General features: G+C 63.8%; 16 protein-coding genes and 6 tRNA genes. 10 read left to right on the forward strand and 12 right to left on the reverse strand.

Going from position 1 to position 15792, the window contains the following annotated elements; all coding sequences use genetic code 11:
• Positions 1–28: 28 nt before the first annotated feature.
• Genes IE100_RS02760 through IE100_RS02780 form a run of 5 tightly spaced genes read left to right on the forward strand, consistent with a single transcriptional unit; the run spans position 29 to position 5121 of the window.
• The gene (locus IE100_RS02760; RefSeq protein ID WP_189372609.1) at positions 29–1591 is read left to right on the forward strand and encodes a leucyl aminopeptidase; all 1563 of its coding nucleotides are present in this window, start codon (positions 29–31) and stop codon (positions 1589–1591) included.
• On the forward strand, positions 1578–2009 hold the full coding sequence (locus IE100_RS02765; RefSeq protein WP_189372610.1) for a DNA polymerase III subunit chi: 432 nt from the start codon (positions 1578–1580) through the stop codon (positions 2007–2009). The genes IE100_RS02760 and IE100_RS02765 overlap by 14 nt, the downstream gene beginning before the upstream one ends.
• Entirely contained in the window at positions 2002–3936 is a 1935-nt protein-coding gene (locus IE100_RS02770; protein ID WP_189372611.1) for a hypothetical protein, read from the forward strand. The genes IE100_RS02765 and IE100_RS02770 overlap by 8 nt, the downstream gene beginning before the upstream one ends.
• Positions 3936–4481, forward strand: a complete 546-nt coding sequence (locus IE100_RS02775; protein ID WP_189372612.1) for a cob(I)yrinic acid a,c-diamide adenosyltransferase — start codon at positions 3936–3938, stop codon at positions 4479–4481. Before IE100_RS02770 ends, IE100_RS02775 begins: the two co-directional genes overlap by 1 nt.
• Positions 4482–4539: 58 nt before the next feature.
• Positions 4540–5121 (forward strand): thermonuclease family protein, encoded by a 582-nt coding sequence (locus IE100_RS02780; protein WP_189372613.1) that lies wholly within the window; start codon positions 4540–4542, stop codon positions 5119–5121.
• 3 nt (positions 5122–5124) lie between these two features.
• On the opposite strand, the gene IE100_RS02785 is transcribed toward IE100_RS02780, so the two are convergent.
• Entirely contained in the window at positions 5125–6255 is a 1131-nt protein-coding gene (locus tag IE100_RS02785) for a YbdK family carboxylate-amine ligase (RefSeq protein WP_189372614.1), read from the reverse strand.
• A gap of 85 nt (positions 6256–6340) precedes the next feature.
• Between IE100_RS02785 and IE100_RS02790 the strand changes: the two genes are divergently transcribed.
• The gene (locus tag IE100_RS02790; protein WP_229800194.1) at positions 6341–6799 is read left to right on the forward strand and encodes a MarR family winged helix-turn-helix transcriptional regulator; all 459 of its coding nucleotides are present in this window, start codon (positions 6341–6343) and stop codon (positions 6797–6799) included.
• Between the two features lie 110 nt (positions 6800–6909).
• Here the strand turns inward: IE100_RS02790 and IE100_RS02795 are convergent.
• The 6 genes from IE100_RS02795 to IE100_RS02820 all read right to left on the reverse strand — a co-directional run bounded on the left by IE100_RS02795 (position 6910) and on the right by IE100_RS02820 (position 7445).
• Positions 6910–6986, reverse strand: a tRNA-Asp gene (locus tag IE100_RS02795).
• A 5-nt stretch (positions 6987–6991) separates the two neighbouring features.
• Positions 6992–7067 (reverse strand) — tRNA-Val (locus tag IE100_RS02800).
• Between the two features lie 31 nt (positions 7068–7098).
• Positions 7099–7175 (reverse strand) — tRNA-Asp (locus IE100_RS02805).
• 5 nt (positions 7176–7180) lie between these two features.
• A tRNA-Val gene (locus tag IE100_RS02810) sits at positions 7181–7256 on the reverse strand.
• A gap of 31 nt (positions 7257–7287) precedes the next feature.
• Positions 7288–7364: transfer RNA gene (locus IE100_RS02815), tRNA-Asp, on the reverse strand.
• A gap of 5 nt (positions 7365–7369) precedes the next feature.
• A tRNA-Val gene (locus tag IE100_RS02820) sits at positions 7370–7445 on the reverse strand.
• 218 nt (positions 7446–7663) lie between these two features.
• Here IE100_RS02820 and IE100_RS02825 point away from each other — a divergent pair.
• Positions 7664–8629 (forward strand): acetyl-CoA carboxylase carboxyltransferase subunit alpha, encoded by a 966-nt coding sequence (locus IE100_RS02825; RefSeq protein WP_189372616.1) that lies wholly within the window; start codon positions 7664–7666, stop codon positions 8627–8629.
• The gene (tilS, locus tag IE100_RS02830; RefSeq protein ID WP_189372617.1) at positions 8601–9947 is read left to right on the forward strand and encodes a tRNA lysidine(34) synthetase TilS; all 1347 of its coding nucleotides are present in this window, start codon (positions 8601–8603) and stop codon (positions 9945–9947) included. Before IE100_RS02825 ends, tilS begins: the two co-directional genes overlap by 29 nt.
• A gap of 53 nt (positions 9948–10000) precedes the next feature.
• Here tilS and IE100_RS02835 read toward each other — a convergent pair whose 3' ends face one another.
• A complete protein-coding gene (locus tag IE100_RS02835; protein ID WP_189372618.1) occupies positions 10001–10414 on the reverse strand; it encodes a cytidine deaminase in 414 nt (137 codons plus the stop codon).
• A gap of 190 nt (positions 10415–10604) precedes the next feature.
• Positions 10605–10979 carry a YMGG-like glycine zipper-containing protein gene (locus tag IE100_RS02840; protein WP_189372619.1) on the reverse strand — a complete coding sequence of 125 codons (375 nt, stop codon included), beginning with the start codon at positions 10977–10979 and terminating at the stop codon, positions 10605–10607.
• A 470-nt stretch (positions 10980–11449) separates the two neighbouring features.
• Here IE100_RS02840 and IE100_RS02845 point away from each other — a divergent pair, with 470 nt between their 5' ends.
• Entirely contained in the window at positions 11450–11923 is a 474-nt protein-coding gene (locus tag IE100_RS02845; protein WP_189372620.1) for an Lrp/AsnC family transcriptional regulator, read from the forward strand.
• Between the two features lie 137 nt (positions 11924–12060).
• Entirely contained in the window at positions 12061–12417 is a 357-nt protein-coding gene (locus IE100_RS02850; protein ID WP_189372621.1) for a cupin domain-containing protein, read from the forward strand.
• A gap of 175 nt (positions 12418–12592) precedes the next feature.
• Here IE100_RS02850 and IE100_RS02855 read toward each other — a convergent pair whose 3' ends face one another.
• The 3 genes from IE100_RS02855 to IE100_RS02865 form a co-directional block, all read right to left on the reverse strand.
• Positions 12593–13519 carry a GGDEF domain-containing protein gene (locus IE100_RS02855; RefSeq protein WP_189372622.1) on the reverse strand — a complete coding sequence of 309 codons (927 nt, stop codon included), beginning with the start codon at positions 13517–13519 and terminating at the stop codon, positions 12593–12595.
• A 650-nt stretch (positions 13520–14169) separates the two neighbouring features.
• Positions 14170–14802 carry a hypothetical protein gene (locus IE100_RS02860; protein ID WP_189372623.1) on the reverse strand — a complete coding sequence of 211 codons (633 nt, stop codon included), beginning with the start codon at positions 14800–14802 and terminating at the stop codon, positions 14170–14172.
• A gap of 5 nt (positions 14803–14807) precedes the next feature.
• On the reverse strand, positions 14808–15722 hold the full coding sequence (locus IE100_RS02865; protein WP_189372624.1) for a hypothetical protein: 915 nt from the start codon (positions 15720–15722) through the stop codon (positions 14808–14810).
• Between the last annotated feature and the right edge of the window lie 70 nt (positions 15723–15792).

Consider the following 15792-nt stretch of genomic DNA (forward strand, 5'->3'; position numbering starts at 1 on the left):
GATCCCAACACACATTGGAGAGCTATCAATGGAGTTTAACATTAAAAGCGGAAGCCCGGAAAAACAGCGCGTCGCCTGCGTTGTGGTCGGTGTCTACGAAACCCGCAAGCTGTCCTTTGCCGCCGATCTGCTCGACCGCATTTCCAACGGCTTCCTGACCGATGTCCTCAAGCGTGGCGACATGGACGGCAAGCTTGGCTCCACCCTGGTGCTGCACTCGGTGCCGCACACGCTGTGCGACCGCGTGATGCTGGTCGGTCTCGGCAAGGAGCGCGACTTCCGCGCCAAGGAATACCGCGAGGCGATCCGTGCCTCGGTCAAGGCGCTGGCCTCGACCCAGGCCAACGAGATCGTCAGCTATCTGTCCGAATTGCACGTCAAAAAGCACGATGTGGAGTGGATGGTGGAGCAAGCTACCGTCGCCACCGTCGACGCCTTCTACCGTTTCGACCAGTTCAAGTCCAAGCAGGACGAGGCGCGCGAGCCGCGCAAGTTCACCTTCGCCGTGCCGCGCCGCAGCGACCTCGCCGATGGCGAGCGCGGCCTGCAGCGCGGCCAGGCCATTGCCGCTGGCATGAAGCTGACCAAGGACCTGGCCAACACCCCGGGCAACCACTGCACGCCTAGCTATCTGGCGCAAACGGCGCAAACGTTGGCCGCAGACTTCGGCTGCGAGGTCGAGGTGCTCGGCCCGGACGAAATCGCCGCCCTGAAAATGGACTCCTTCCTCGCCGTGGCGCGTGGCAGCGACGAGCCGGCGCGCTTCATCGTGCTGAAGCACTTCGGCGCCCGCGACCGTGCCGAGCGGCCGGTGGTGCTGATCGGCAAGGGCATCACCTTTGATTCTGGCGGCATTTCGCTGAAGCCGGGTGAAGGCATGGACGAGATGAAGTACGACATGGGTGGTGCCGCCTCGGTGCTGGGTACCTTCCGCGCCGCTGTGGAGATGAAGCTGCCGCTCAACATCGTGGCGCTGATCCCGACCTGCGAGAACATGCCGTCCGGTCGAGCGCTGAAACCGGGCGACATCGTGCGCTCGATGTCCGGGCAGACCATCGAGGTGCTCAACACCGACGCCGAAGGCCGCCTAATCCTGTGCGACGCGCTGACCTATGCCGAGCGCCTGAACCCGGCGACGGTGGTGGACGTGGCGACGCTGACCGGCGCCTGCGTGGTGGCGCTGGGCAATATCGCCACCGGCCTGTTCAGCAACCAGGACGGTCTGGCCAAGGAGCTGATCGCCGCCGGCGAGGAAGTCGGCGACCGCGCCTGGCACATGCCGCTGTGGGATGACTACCAGGAGCTGCTGAAGAGCCCGTTTGCCGACATGGCCAATATCGGGGGCCGCGCCGGTGGCAGCATCACCGCCGCCTGCTTCCTGTCGCGCTTCGCCAAGGCTTACGACTGGGCTCACCTGGACATCGCCGGCACCGCGTGGCGCGGCGGCAAGGACAAGGGCGCCACCGGCCGCCCGGTGCCGTTGCTGGTACAGTTCCTGCAAGATCGTGCGGATATCGCCTTGGGCAATGTCGTGCGCCGTGGTCGCCCACGTCGCGAATTGTCCGAAGTGGTTGAAGATGACGCGGATTGATTTTTACACCGACGTCGCCGCCCTGTACCCGTTTGCGTGCCGGGCGGCGCGCACCGTTTACCGCAAGGGTGAGCGGATGCTGATCGTGCTGCCGGACGAGGCGGCGTTGCGCAGTTTCAGCGCGCAACTGTGGGCCTACGGCGACACCGAGTTCATCCCGCACTGTGCGGCGAGCGATGCGCTGGCGGCGGAAACGCCGGTGCTGCTGGCGACGGATTTTGCCGCAGCCGCCGAGGGGCTGGTGCTGCTCAACCTGTCGCCGGCCTTCCCCGACTCGCCGCAGCGCTTTCCGCGCATTCTGGAGGTGGTCGGCAGCGACGACGCCTCCAAGGCGACCGCCAGACAGCGCTATCGCCGTTATCTGGATAGCGGTTTCGAAATCCATCACCACAATATGAGTGATGCCCGCCATGACTGAGCCACAAGTCCCGGTGCCGGACTGGGATTCCCTGCCGGTGCTGACCGAAGTCGTCGACACCCCGGTGCCGGAGGCGGCGCTGCCGCCGCAGGCCGAGGTGCCGGTGCTGGTCGATTTTGACATTCCCGATTTTGATTTCAGCGCCGAAATGGCGCAGCTGGCCGACGCGCTGCCGGACACCGAGCTGAGCTTTCCGCCGGACCTGACGCTGGACGAGGTGCTGTCCGCGGGCGAGCAGTCGCCGGATACGGTAGTCGACGGCGATGGTGCACTGGACGCCGAGGCCCTGATCGGACGCCTGCCGTCGCTGGACCTGGATGTGCCTTTGCCGGACGACCTGGATCTGGGCGAGGTGTTGCCCGGTTTTGCCATGCCGGAGGTGGCTGCCGATGTCCCGCCGGTAGCGGTGGATGATGCTCCGTGGCCGACGGACATGGCCGCTGCTGCACTGGCTGAAATAGAGCCTGAGGCCGTACCGTCGCTGGAGGAGAGGCCGCTTGAGGCCGAAACGTTGGCCGCAGCGTCCTTGCCTGCTGAGGGGGTGCCGCCGCAGGTGGTCGTGATGCCCGGTGATGACGGGATGGCCGACGCCGGTGTGCCGGAGCCAGGTCTGGCGGACGTGGATGATGCGCCGCTGCTGGACACGGTGGAAACCGAGCTGACTGCCGCTGCTGCGGCGGCGGGACTGGCGGCGTGGCTGGATCAGGCAGCCCAGGTGGCGCCGCCCGACGCGGCACCGCAAGTTGACGTGCCGCCCGAGGTGACGACTGCGCCATGGGAAGTGCCGCTGCCGGCTGCGGAGTTGGCCGCGACCGAAGTGGACCTGGGGTCCGAGGCGGCGGAGTCGGTGCCGGAGTTGACGGCGGAATCCGAAGCGCCGCCGGTGCTTGGCGAGGTGTCGCCGGGTCTCGTGACGGGGGCAGCCGAAGCGGACACTGCCGTGGTCGAGGTGTTGCTGTCGGCGCCTGAGGAGACGGTTGCTACCGTGGCGGCTGACGTCACGGCCAGCAACGAGGTGACGGCCAGCGTTGTCGAGTGGCCGCTGGCCGAGGCGGAGGCCGATGCCGTGCCTTCGGCTGGGGATGCCACCGCGGAGGTGGCGGCGGTCACGGTTGAGCCGCCGCTGCTGTCCGACGAGGCGGCTGCGCCTCTCGCCGCCGGGGTCATGGAGCCGGCGTCGGGCGAGGTGGCGGCGGCGGATGAAGACGCCGCAGCCGGCGACGAATTTGCCTTTGATCTTGCCACCGCAGAAGGCGAGGCGCCGGCCGGCGTGGCGGCCGCCTACGTCGCGGCACTGGATGCGGCGCCAGTCGCGGCCGAAAGCGACGCGGCGGCGCACGGCTATCCGCTGGGCGAGAGCATCTCGCTGGACAGTCTGCCGACCGGGGTGCTGGGTGGCGGGCTGGGTCTGGCGGCCAGTCTGGTTGCCGAGCTGGATGCCGGTAACGCCGGTGACATGATTCCGGATCGCGAAGTGGAGCTGGCCTGGGCGCGCGATCTGGGGGCGGAGCCGCCTTTCGATCTGACGCCGCAGGATGCGACCCTGCCGGTGCATCAGGTGCTGACCGCGCCGTCTCCGGCTGCAGCGGTGCCTGAGGAGTCAGGGTTGGCCGCGACGGCGATGCAGCTGTCGGGGGTGAAGGAGGTGAGCCAGCCGCCGGCGGTGGTGGAAACCGCCGCCGCCGAGGAGGCACCGCCGCTGGACTCGGAGGCGCTGATCGATGCCTTGTACGCGCGCGTGCTGCCGCGCATGAAGGTGGAGCTGACGCTGTGGATGCAGGATGCGCTGGAGATGCAGGCCAGGCAGCTGATGTCCGGCGTCATGCAGCATCTGAAGGAAGATTTTGACATGATGCTGGCCGAGGCGCTGCGCGAGTCGCTGCGCGAGGCCATACGCGAGGCGAAAGCCGGACAGGGAGAGCAGTAATGGGGCACCGCTTGTCGCGGATTGTGACGCGTACCGGGGACGATGGTACGACCGGGCTGGGCGATGGCAGCCGTTTGTCCAAGAGCGCGCCGCGGGTGATGGCGCTGGGCGAGGTCGACGAGCTGAACTGCATCGTTGGCCTGCTGCGCTGCGAAGCCTTGCCGGCGGAGGTGGACGCCTTTCTTGCCGAGGTGCAGCACGACCTGTTCGATCTCGGTTCGGAACTGGCGGTGCCGGGCTACGAGGCGCTGCACGAGTCGCAGCTGGCGATGCTGGAACAGCAGGCCGAGCGATGGAATGCGCAGCTGCCGATGCTGAAGGAGTTCATCCTGCCGGGCGGCTGCCGTGCCGCGGCGGTGGCGCATCAGGGGCGGGCGGTGTGCCGCCGCGCCGAGCGTGGGCTGGTGCTGCTGGCCGATACGCTGCGCGGTTTGCCGCGGCAGTATCTCAACCGCTTGTCGGACGTGCTGTTCATCCTGGCGCGCTACCTGAACCAGCAGGCGCAGGTGGCCGATGTGTTGTGGCAGCCGCGCCGCAAGGACTGAAACCGGCTGTTGCCAGCGGGCGGCCGTGACGGCCGCTTTTTTATTTGATGGAGAAGGAATGAAAGTACAGGCGCAACATCTGCGGGCATTGACGACCCTGTTTTCCGGTGCCACGCCGGCACGCAAGATTGCGGCCGGCGTGCTGTTGCTGGGGGCGCTGGCGGGCGCGATCTGGCCGGGTAGCGCTTCGCGCGCTGACGCCGGGCAGATCGAGGGCGTGGTGGTGGGCGTCGCCGATGGCGATACCATCACCGTGCTGGACGACAGCCGGCAGCAGCACAAGGTGCGCTTTGCCTTCATCGACGCTCCTGAAAAGGCGCAGCCGTTCGGGACCAAGGCCAAGCAGGTGCTGTCCGACAAGCTGTACCGCCAGCAGGTGCGGGTCGAGGTGCTGGAACAGGACCGTTACGGCCGCAACGTTGGCCGCATCTGGCTTGGCGACGAGGATGTCAATCTCGGCCAGTTGCGTGCCGGCTATGCCTGGCACTACCAGCAGTACGCGCGCAAGGGGCAGTCGGCGCAGGAGTTCAGCCGCTATGAGCAGGCGCAACAGGCCGCGCAGCAGCAGCGACAGGGCTTGTGGCACGATGCCGAACCGGTGCCGCCGTGGGATTTCCGGCGCCGGCAGCGTGGTCAGTAGTGTTCAGCCGGCCGGTGCTTGCCACAGGTTGGCCGCCTCGTGCGTGATCTGGGCGCAGCTGAGGCCGTTGTTGGCGTGTTCGCGCAGCAGGCTGTAGTCGCCGTGGCGGTGGTGGGCGCGCAGCGCCAGTCGCTCCAGGCACTCCCGCGCATGCGGGTCGGCGGCGTAGGGCTGTAGTTGCTGCAGCAGCTCGAGGATGGCCTCGCTAAGCGCGATGCGCTTGCCGCTGCGCACGTCGTGGATGTCGGCGGACAGGCCGAAGCGGGCGGCCTGGAAGCGATTGAAATCGTAGACGCAGTACAGCGCGGCGCGGCCGGGTTGCGGTGGCCGTTCGTTCAGCAGGTAGCACGCCAGTGTCTGCACCAGTGCCGCCAGTGCCACACTGTGCGGGATGTCCAGCGGGGTGTCGAAAATGCGGACCTCGACGGTGCCGTACTCCGGCTTGGGGCGGATGTCCCAGTACAGGTCTTTCAGGCTGCCGATGATGCCGGCGTGTTCCAGTTCTGCCGCGTGCCCCTGGAATTCCTGCCAGTTGCGCACGAATTGCGGCAGGTGGCCACTGTTGGGAAAGGCGCTGACCACATTGCTGCGTGCCGAGGCAAAGCCGCTGTCTTCGTTCTGGATGTAGGGAGAGGAGGCGGACAGTGCCAGGAAATGCGGAATGTAGTAGCTCAGCGCATGCGTCAGCCAGATCGCGGCATCGCCATCCGGGCAGCCGACATGCACGTGCTGGCCGAAAACGGTGAATTGCCGCGCCAGATAGCCGTAGTGTTCGGCGAAGTGCCGGTAGCGCGGAAAGTCGGAAATCTGGCGTTCGCGCCAGTCCTGGAACGGGTGGGTGCCGCCACCGCAGGGGCGTACTCCTAGCGGGGCTGCCGCGGCGCACAATTGCGCGCCCAGTTGCAGCATCTCGGCTTCCAGCGTGGCGCTGCTGTCGTGGATGCCGCTATTGAGTTCCAGCATCGAACAGGTGACTTCCTGTTTGAAGTGCCTGGCCGTTGTACTTTGGTGTAGCGTATGCAATATTTCGTCGGCGCGTGGCGCAAGGTCGAGCGTTTGTTTGTCGACCAGCTGGATTTCCAGCTCCATGCCCAGTGTGGCGGCAGTGCTGGGTTGGTATTCTGTGCTCAGCATGCGGTTCTCCTTCACTTAATTTTATTTTGCACAAAAACAAATGTCCTGTTCCAGTGAGCCGCCAGCGGCCGACAAAGTTCCCGTGATGGCGTTGGATGTCCTGCAGCGCTTTCGCGTCGTTTTCCGCTCCGCGCAGCAGCACTCCGCCAATATCGAGGCACAGCTGGGGGTGTCCGGCGCCCAGGCCTGGGTGCTGGCCGAATTGCACGAGGCGGGGCCGTTGCGGGCCGGGGAGTTGGCCGCGCGGCTGGCGATCAAGCCGGCCACGCTCAGCAATATGCTGAGCCGGCTGGTCAGCGCCGGGCTGGTGACGCGGGTGCGTAGCGAACAGGATTTGCGCGTGGTGCAGGTGGCATTGAGCGAGCAGGGGGCGGCGCTGATAGGCAAGGTGGCGGTGGCGCCGCGTGGCTGGTTGCCGGAAGCGCTGGCGCGCCTCAGTGGCGAGCAGCTGCAGCAGCTGGCTGGCGGGCTGGATGAGTTGCTGGCGGTGATGGGCGTGTCGGACCGGCAGGCGGCGAACAAGCCGTTGCCGTTTACCGAGTAAGATGGGCTGCCCTGCGCCTCGGTGGTGCAGGGCGTTTTTACGGATGCGTGCTGTTGTCGGCAGGAAAAACAAAAACCCATTCATGCGTGCATGAATGGGTTTTGTCTGGTTGGCGGAGCGGACGGGACTCGAACCCGCGACCCCCGGCGTGACAGGCCGGTATTCTAACCAACTGAACTACCGCTCCAACCTTGGTGGGCGTTGACGGAGTCGAACCGCCGACATTCTGCTTGTAAGGCAGACGCTCTACCAACTGAGCTAAACGCCCGAAACTTGTTCGGTAACACTAAATTGTATGTTGGCGGAGCGGACGGGACTCGAACCCGCGACCCCCGGCGTGACAGGCCGGTATTCTAACCAACTGAACTACCGCTCCAACCTTGGTGGGCGTTGACGGAGTCGAACCGCCGACATTCTGCTTGTAAGGCAGACGCTCTACCAACTGAGCTAAACGCCCGAAACTTGTTCGGTAAACCTAAATTGTATGTTGGCGGAGCGGACGGGACTCGAACCCGCGACCCCCGGCGTGACAGGCCGGTATTCTAACCAACTGAACTACCGCTCCAACCTTGGTGGGCGTTGACGGAGTCGAACCGCCGACATTCTGCTTGTAAGGCAGACGCTCTACCAACTGAGCTAAACGCCCGAAATCTTGTCTGCTGCGACGCTGTGTTTGCTGCGTCGTTCAGCGAGGAGGCGAATTAAAACACAGCTTGGGCGGGGCTGCAAGAGGGTGTCTGCAAAATTTGAATGAATAGCCGTTTTTACATATCTAAGGACACCCGCATTTTGTCGGACAGGGTGTGCTCATCGCTTCGGCCTCATGCTATCATTGCCGGATTACCCCGAATCGGAAATGTATCAATGAAGCCGACCTTTCTCGATTTTGAGCAGCCGATTGCCGAGCTCGAGAACAAGATAGAAGAACTCCGTTTTGTTCAGGATGACTCCGTGCTGGATATCTCGGAAGAGATCTCCCGCCTGCAGAAGAAAAGCCAAGAGCTCACCAAGACGCTCTATAGCAAGTTGACACCTTCCCAGATCGCCATTGTTGCGCGTCATCCACAGCGTCCTTATACGCTGGACTACGTCGACGGTCTGTTTACCGACTTCCAGGAAATGCGCGGCGACCGCGCGTTTGCTGATGATCCGGCCATCGTTGGCGGCCTGGCCCGCTTCAACGGCCAGCCGGTGATGGTGATCGGTCACCAGAAGGGCCGCGACACCAAGGAAAAGATCGCCCGCAACTTCGGCATGCCGCGTCCGGAAGGCTATCGCAAGGCACTGCGCCTGATGCGTACCGCCGAGAAGTTCGGCCTGCCGGTGATGACCTTTGTCGACACCCCGGGTGCCTATCCCGGCATCGGCGCCGAAGAGCGCGGCCAGTCCGAGGCTATCGGCCGCAACCTGTACGAGATGGCGCGCCTGAAGGTGCCGGTCATCGTCACCGTGATCGGTGAGGGCGGCTCCGGCGGTGCGCTGGCGATTGCGGTCGGCGACTACGTCAACATGCTGCAGTACTCCACCTATTCGGTGATCTCGCCGGAAGGCTGCGCCTCCATCCTGTGGAAGACCGCAGAGCGCGCCGGCGATGCCGCCGAAGCGCTGGGCATTACCGCGCCGCGCCTGAAGACGCTGGGCCTGATCGACCGCGTGGTGAACGAGCCATTGGGCGGCGCCCACCGCGATCACGCCGCGATGATGTCGTCGCTGAAGCGCGTGCTGCAGGAGCAGCTGAAGGAAGCCGGCACCCGTGGCCTGGACGAATTGCTGAAAACCCGCTTTGACAGACTGATGAGCTATGGCCGCTTCAAGGAAGACGCCGCCTGACCTGCTCGACACGCTGATCCAACACTGGCCGGACGCTTTGTCCGGCCAGTGTCGTTTGGAGCTGGCGTTGTCGGGCGGCATGGATTCGGTGGTACTGCTGGATTTGCTGTGTCGCTGGCGTGACGAGCGCGGCGGGCCGGCGTTTTCGGCGCTGCACGTGCATCACGGCCTCAGTGCGCAGGCCGACGACTGGGTGCGCGCCTGCGAGGACTGGTGCCGTGCGCGCCGGGTGCCGCTGCGGGTGGTGCGGGTGGCGGTGCAGGCCGGTGGCGGCGACAGCCTGGAGGCCGAGGCGCGCAAGGTGCGCTATCAGGCCTTTGCCGAAGGGGGCGCCGAGGTGATCGCGCTCGCGCATCACGCCGATGACCAGAGCGAAACGGTGCTGCTGCAGGTGCTGCGCGGCGGCGGGCCGCGGGCGCTGGCGGCGATGCCGCTGTTGCGCGAGCACCAGGGCCAGCAATTGTGGCGCCCCCTGCTCAAGGTTGGCCGCAGCGCGCTGGCGACCTATGCCGCGGCGCGCCAGTTGCAGTGGGTGGAGGACGACAGCAATGCCGATACCGATCACTTCCTGCGCAATTTCCTGCGCCACGAGGTAATGGGCCGGCTGCGCCAGCGCGCGCCGGCGCTGGACAAGCAGCTGGCGCGACTGGCACAGCGCATGGCCGACGCCGCCGAGATGGTCGACGCCCTGGCGGCGATGGACCTGGCGCAGGTGCAGCGTGGCCGTGAGCTGGAGGTACCGGCGCTGCTGGCGCTGCCGGACGCGCGCCAGCGCCACGTGGTGCTGGCGTGGCTGACGCAGCTGGGCCTGTCGTTGCCGAGTCCGGAGTCGCTGTACAGCTGGCTGGCGCAGGTGCGCAGCGCCGCGGCCGCCACGCAGCCCCTGCTGGAGTACCAGTCGCTGGTGCTGCTGCGCTACCGGCAGCGGCTGCTGGCCTTGCCGCGGGTGGCGCCGCAGCCGTGGCCGCCGTGCTGCGTCGTCGGCGAGACGCTGCGCTTGCCGCACGGCGAATTGTCCTGGCGCCGCGCGCCGGGCGGCCTGCCGGACGACTGGCAGGGCCGCTTGCTGGACGTGCTGCCGCGTTCCGGCGGCGAGAAGCTGCCGCTCAAGGTTGGCCGCAAGCCGGTGAAGACGGTGTTCCAGGAGGCCGGCGTGCCGCCGCAGCTGCGGCTGGACTGGCCGTTGCTGGAAGACGACGCCGGCGAGCTGCTGGCGGTGCCGTCACTGGGGGTGTCGGTGCTGCACGCGGCGGCCGGCGAGGGCTGGTGGCCGCAGTGGCAGCCGCTGGCGATCGTCAGCCGGCCGGCGGGCGACTGAACACTTCCGCCACATGACACAGCGCCAGCAGCGATGCTGGCGCTGTTGTTTTGTCAGCCGGCGTCGCGCAGGTTTTTCGGGCCGAAGGCGCCCGGCAGCAGCTGCGACAGCGTGGTGTCGATGACGTCCGGGCCGTTGCAGATAGCGCGTACCGCCATGTCGGGGCCGAACTCGTTCAGCACCTGGCGGCAGGCGCCGCAGGGCGGGGTCGGCACGTCGGTGGGGGTGTAGATGCACACTGCCAGCACCTCTTCCATGCCAGCGGCGCGGGCGCTGAAGATGGCGGTGCGCTCGGCGCAGTTGGTCAGGCCGAAGGAGGCATTCTCCACATTGCAGCCACGCACGACCCTGCCGTCGGAGGTCAGGATCGCCGCGCCCACGGCAAAGCGGCTGTACGGCACATAGGCGTGGCGCGCGGCGGCACGGGCTTCGCGGGCCAGGGTGTCCCAGTCGATGGAGTCGGTCATCGGACTATCCTTTGTTGAGGGGGAGGTGATCGTCCTCTTGCCGCCGGCGCTTGTCAATGCGCGGCCAACGTTGGCCGCAGGCCGGGGAGATCAGGGGCGGGCGCGGGCCGTGCGGCAGGCAAGAAAAACCCTGCCGGGACGATGGGGGAGTCCGGGCAGGGTGTGCCAACACGCGGGTAGGGTGCGGCGATCAATCGCGCCAGTCGCGGCGGTGGTCGTGGTCATGGCCGCGGTCATGGTAGTGGCGATGATGCTTGAACTTGTGATGCTTGAACTTGTAGTAGCGGGCAGGGCGGTAGTCGCGCTCGTACACGTAGACCGGCTGGGCGACCGGGCGCACGACGACGCGCTCTCGGGTCGGTTGGGTCAGGATCACGCCGGTAGCGGCGCCGATGGCCCCGCCGACTATGGCGCCGTCGCGCCCGCCGACCGACTGGCCGATGGCGGCACCGGCTGCGCCACCGACGGCACCACCGATAACATGGTCAAGATCACCGGCATGAGCGGTGGCGGCACCAGTTGCCAGCACAATGGCCAGACCGGTCATGATGAGTGATTTGCGCATGGTGGTTCTCCTTGTTGCATTACGTGATTGCAGTGTAAGCAGCGGCAGAAAACCGTGGTCGGCGGTTTTGTATCGACTATGTGACGCTTTGTGACAGGGCGCCAAAAGACGTGCGGCCAACCTTTCATGTAAAAGGTTGGCCGCAGCCTGCCGCCGGATTCCGCGCCGGCGGCGTGTTATGTCCCTGGGCATGGCCCTTGGTCGCTGATGCCAGTTGTCGCCGTGCGACGGGTCTTGTCCGTCCTAGGGCGCTTGCCGCCGGGTGGGCGGCCTGTCTGCAGTGCCGGCAGCGGGTGTTACCGGCGTCTCTGGCGGCTTGTGGCGGCCAGGCTGCACTGGTTTGAACCATGACCAAACTGTAACCCGCGCCCGGCGGAACAGGCTTCCGAAAGCACCATCACAAACCGCTATCTTGCGCAGGATATTTTTGCTATTTTCATTTTCCGGAAGAATGTTTCTCAAGGATTAAAATGTCGGAAAACAATCGTGCCATCAGTGCGCAAGACCGGAAGATTCTGCACGAGCTGCAGAAGAATGCCCGCCTCAGCAATGCCGAGCTGGCCGAGCGCGTCGGCATGTCGCCGTCTGCGTGCTGGAACCACACCCGGCAGCTGGAAAACGACGGCTACATCCAGGGCTACGTCGCGCTGATCAACCAGCAGAAGATGGGCTTGCCGGACACGGTGATGATCGAGGTCACCCTCAACGCGCACGAGGAGGGTACGCTGGCGCGCTTCGGCGAGGAGCTGGCGGCGCTGCCGGAAGTGCTGGAGGCGCACCTGGTGTCCGGCGAGTACGACTACCTGATCAAGGTCGCCGTCGACGGCACCGCCGGTTACGAACGCTTCCTGCGCGAGAAGCTGTACAAGATTTCCGGCATCCGCCACAGCCGTTCGCACTTCACCCTGCGCTGCATGAAGAGCGTGCCGTCGGTACAGGTGTGAGCGCCGCGGCCAACCTTGGCGCGAACCGGCATCGGCCGGCGCTGGAGTCCGCGCCGCGGTTCTGCTTGAATAGCGCCTTTGTGCCTGGCCGGTATTGCCGCGCCGGCTTTTGCATCACCCCATCACGGAGCAAGCACATGATCGTCAGAGTGGACGGGCAGCACCTCGGCCCCCAGATCGACTACCCCAACCCGCAACGACTGGTGCGCGGCAACCCGCAGCGGCGCACCTGGCCTGCCTACGAAAGCGGCGACGGCGTGTGCGCCGTCGGCATCTGGGCCTGCGAGAGCGGCGCCTGGCGCATCGCCTTTGCCGACAACAAGGAAGAGTTCTTCTGCATCCGCCACGGGCGGGTGCAGCTGATCGACGAAAACGGCCACGCCGAAGCCTTCGGCCCCGGCGAGGCCGCGGTGATCCCGGCCGGATTCCGCGGCGTGTTCGAGGTGCTGGAAGCGGTGGAAAAGTATTACGTGATCGTGACGCGGCAAGGCTGAGAGCCTGTTCACGATCTGCTGCGCTTCGTGAAACGTTACGCGGTGAGTACGCCTTCGGCATGCGGGTCTATGCCCAGCTAAACGCCGCTTCCTCAGCCGGTTTCGCCTTGTCTCGCGTTAGCGCGCGAGACCGTGAACACGCTCTGAGTGCGCGGCCAGGCTTGGCCGCAGGCGTTCAGCTCAGGCTGACGATGGTATTGCGCCCGGTCAGCCGCGCCTTGGCCAGTGCCGCCTCCAGCCGGATCTGCAGCTGGCGGGCGTTCTGGTCGCTTTCGTGCCAGGTGCTGAGGCCGATGCAGGTGCTGGTCTCGCAATTGGCGCCATCCGGCCAGAAGGTAAAGCTGCCCAGCCGCTGCTGCAGCCGCTTGGCGACCTTGACCGCATCCAGCAGCGTGGTCTGGCGCAGCAGCACCACCAGCGAGCCGTTCTCGTGGCGGCCGACCAGGTCGCCGTCGCGGCTGCTCTGCACGCACAGATAGCTCACCATGCGGCGGAAATGGGCGCGGTTGTAGGCGCCCAGCGGCTCGCGGTTGCGGATCGGTACCACCTCGGCGTGCACCTGCAGCGCCGCCAGCGGATTGTGATAACGGCGCGCGTGGCCGACCTCGATGCCGGCGCGCTCCAGCAGCTGGCCGGCGGACAGCACGCCGCTGATGTAGTCGTCCGGATCTTCCGCCATGCCCTCGTCGCTGGCCGGCATCAGCTGCCGCACCCGCTCGAACAGCTCGTCCTTCCGCTTCAGCAGCTCGTTCATCAGCAGCTGCTGGCTGTGATCGGAAAAGGTGAAGATCAGCGTCGGGTACGACCACGCCACCACCCGCGCCGACAGCAGCACCGGGAAGCAGCGGCCGCGCGCCGAACACAGCTCACCTTCGAGGTTGTAGACCAGATCCTGGCGCTGGATGTCGCGCAGGATGTCGTCCAGCAGCGGCTTGCTGACGAAGCGCGCCAGCGGCTGGCCCAGCAGCTCCGGCAGCGGCAGCCCGAGCTGGATCGACGCCAGCTGGTTGGCGGCCATCACCGTCATGTCGGCGCTGTCCGCCATGATGAAGGCACCCTGCAAGGTGTCGATCATGTACTGGAAATTCAGCTCGTCCGGCATAGACCTCTCCCCGTGCCATCGCCTGCCTGCCGGCCACACGCGGGCTGTACCCCATAGAATGGCCGGCTGATTCTTAACATTAGTACATGGGGTGCGACGTGGCGCACCGCTTGCCGCGCGGCGACGTGATATTACGCAGGCATGGCGCGGCGAGCCGGGGAGAGCCGGCAGGGGGGGTAATGGCACTGCGGCCAACGTTGGCCGCAGGCATGTCGGGTTACGCTGCGCGAACCCGACCTACGGTCTGGTAACCAAGGTTGCTCTCAGTTAGGTGCCAGTCGGCAGCCAGCATGGAATCGTCGTGACCATTCCCGTTGGCACAAGCCGTGGAAAATGTCGCCAGCCCGGAAACAAGCCGCCCTCTTTTGAGCGCAGCGTATGGGCGGCGCCGGGATGGTGACGGTTTCCACGGGAATTCTTGCGCCTTCGGGAAGAGCGGGGATTGGAAAGGGGGATGCGGCATCCCCCTTCCTCGTCTGCCGGGCGAAACCGGCAAGGTAAATCATCTTCCGCGCAGCGGAATCAGCAGAAAAAACAAAGGTTGGCCGCAAAACCGTGACGGCTTGCGGCCAACCTTGCTTATTCAATCGCGGTAAACGTTGGGTTTCGCAGGCTCAACCCAACCTACCGTGCTTGAATTTCCCATGTATTTAAGGATTGACAGACGAATTCCCGAAGTCGCTCATTAGCTTACTTTCTATAGATTCTTCCGAGAGTTCTTCTCTCACATAGGTGTAGCGGTCACTTCCATTCAAAGGGCCAAATACCAAGGGTGCCGAGGAAGATACGTCGGTTGTTATTAAAACGGTAAATGAGGATAAGTTGCCGAATCGGACCGTCTCATGAAGGGTTCCTGCCTGAACATAATACGAGGATCCTGAGGGAAAAATTGACCTAGTATTCTCTATCAGTCTTTGCGTAGAACAGGTCTTTCTGAGGATAGACCGATTTGCTTCGTAGCTAGCTTGGTAGACGGCGTACTCTGCACCTGCCGTCGAAGCTTCGTACTCAATGTTTTCTACCGCTCCCGCAAGCACCCAACTTTTAAAATTGAAAAGATGGTCGTGAATCTGACAATCAAGTGACTGCTGAGCGCCGCCAGTTGTTGGCCAATAATGCAAGCGAAGTTTGCGCGCACCCTCATTTAAAAGCGTGCAAGCGATGAAGCCGAGGGGATGTAGTTTGAATGCGGAATGTAGTTCGCTACGAATGACCAATAATTCATGAAGACTAATGTGGCCTTTCTCAAGAGACTCTTCGATTTTTTCAATTGATGGGGTCATGTGTGTTAGTACGGATCGCTGGGAGTATTGATGAGGGATAAAAGTCTGGTGACATTCAAGTCTTCAAGCTTGTTTTCTTCAAATATCTCTGCGCATTTGATTGCTTCTCGCAGCTTAGCTTCATCTACAGACTCTCCAAACTCTAACTTTCCGCAGCATGTCATCTCTTTAGACTGACGCTCCGTAAGTCTCACATCGTCCTTGTAGGAATCGTAAAAATATGTTCCTGCATCTGCGCGCAGCGCAGATGCTTCTTTGTCTTCCTTTGTGACGATTACGCATTGATCCGATATGTCTAGGCGAAATGCGGAAAAGTGATCGACAAAGAAGACTCGAATACGAAGAAGTGGTTCAGAAAACTGAAACTTTAGCGCCGCTACCGCCGTTGCAACGATTTCTTCTTGCACGACTTGGCGACTCCATGGCGTACCAGAGTTGGCAGACTTTAGGCTCCTCCGATAGGTGGCATAAGCCGCGCAAAGCGCCTCGTTTTTGGGGTTGAGTATACAAATCGAGATGTCCCGCCCAATGCCTTGTATTCGAGCGGCGTCAGCTAGCTTGGGAAGGGTTGTCGCGCGGGTGTAGCGGCCGCATGTGCCTTTGTAGATCCAAACACGTGTATCAGTTGCTACGCTTTTTAATAGAGGGTTGATTTGCTTTGGAGCGATGACTTCGATTTCTGATCGCTTGACAATGGCGGGCGTTAACCAGAAAACAAAGCCTCCAAGAAAGACTGCAAGAAAAAGAGACACGACAAAGTTGTCGAGCAAAGAACCCAAGAGCGCAGATCCCGTTAGTGCTTGATCGGGAGAAAAGTGCGGCAGTACAAAAAATCGAATTACTAGAGCCAAAACGAGCAGGAGAGACACGATCCAGAAGAAGGTTCTTCGGTAGTGTTTCTTAGAAAATATTTCATCCATTCAAACAGGTCTCTGAAGCGAGGTGAACGCCTTAGAAAAGGCGCGTGTTTGGGAAAAGCCTAACGTGTGA

Origin of the sequence: Vogesella alkaliphila, from assembly GCF_014652475.1 — a bacterium.
Taxonomy (GTDB): Bacteria; Pseudomonadota; Gammaproteobacteria; order Burkholderiales; family Chromobacteriaceae; genus Vogesella; species Vogesella alkaliphila.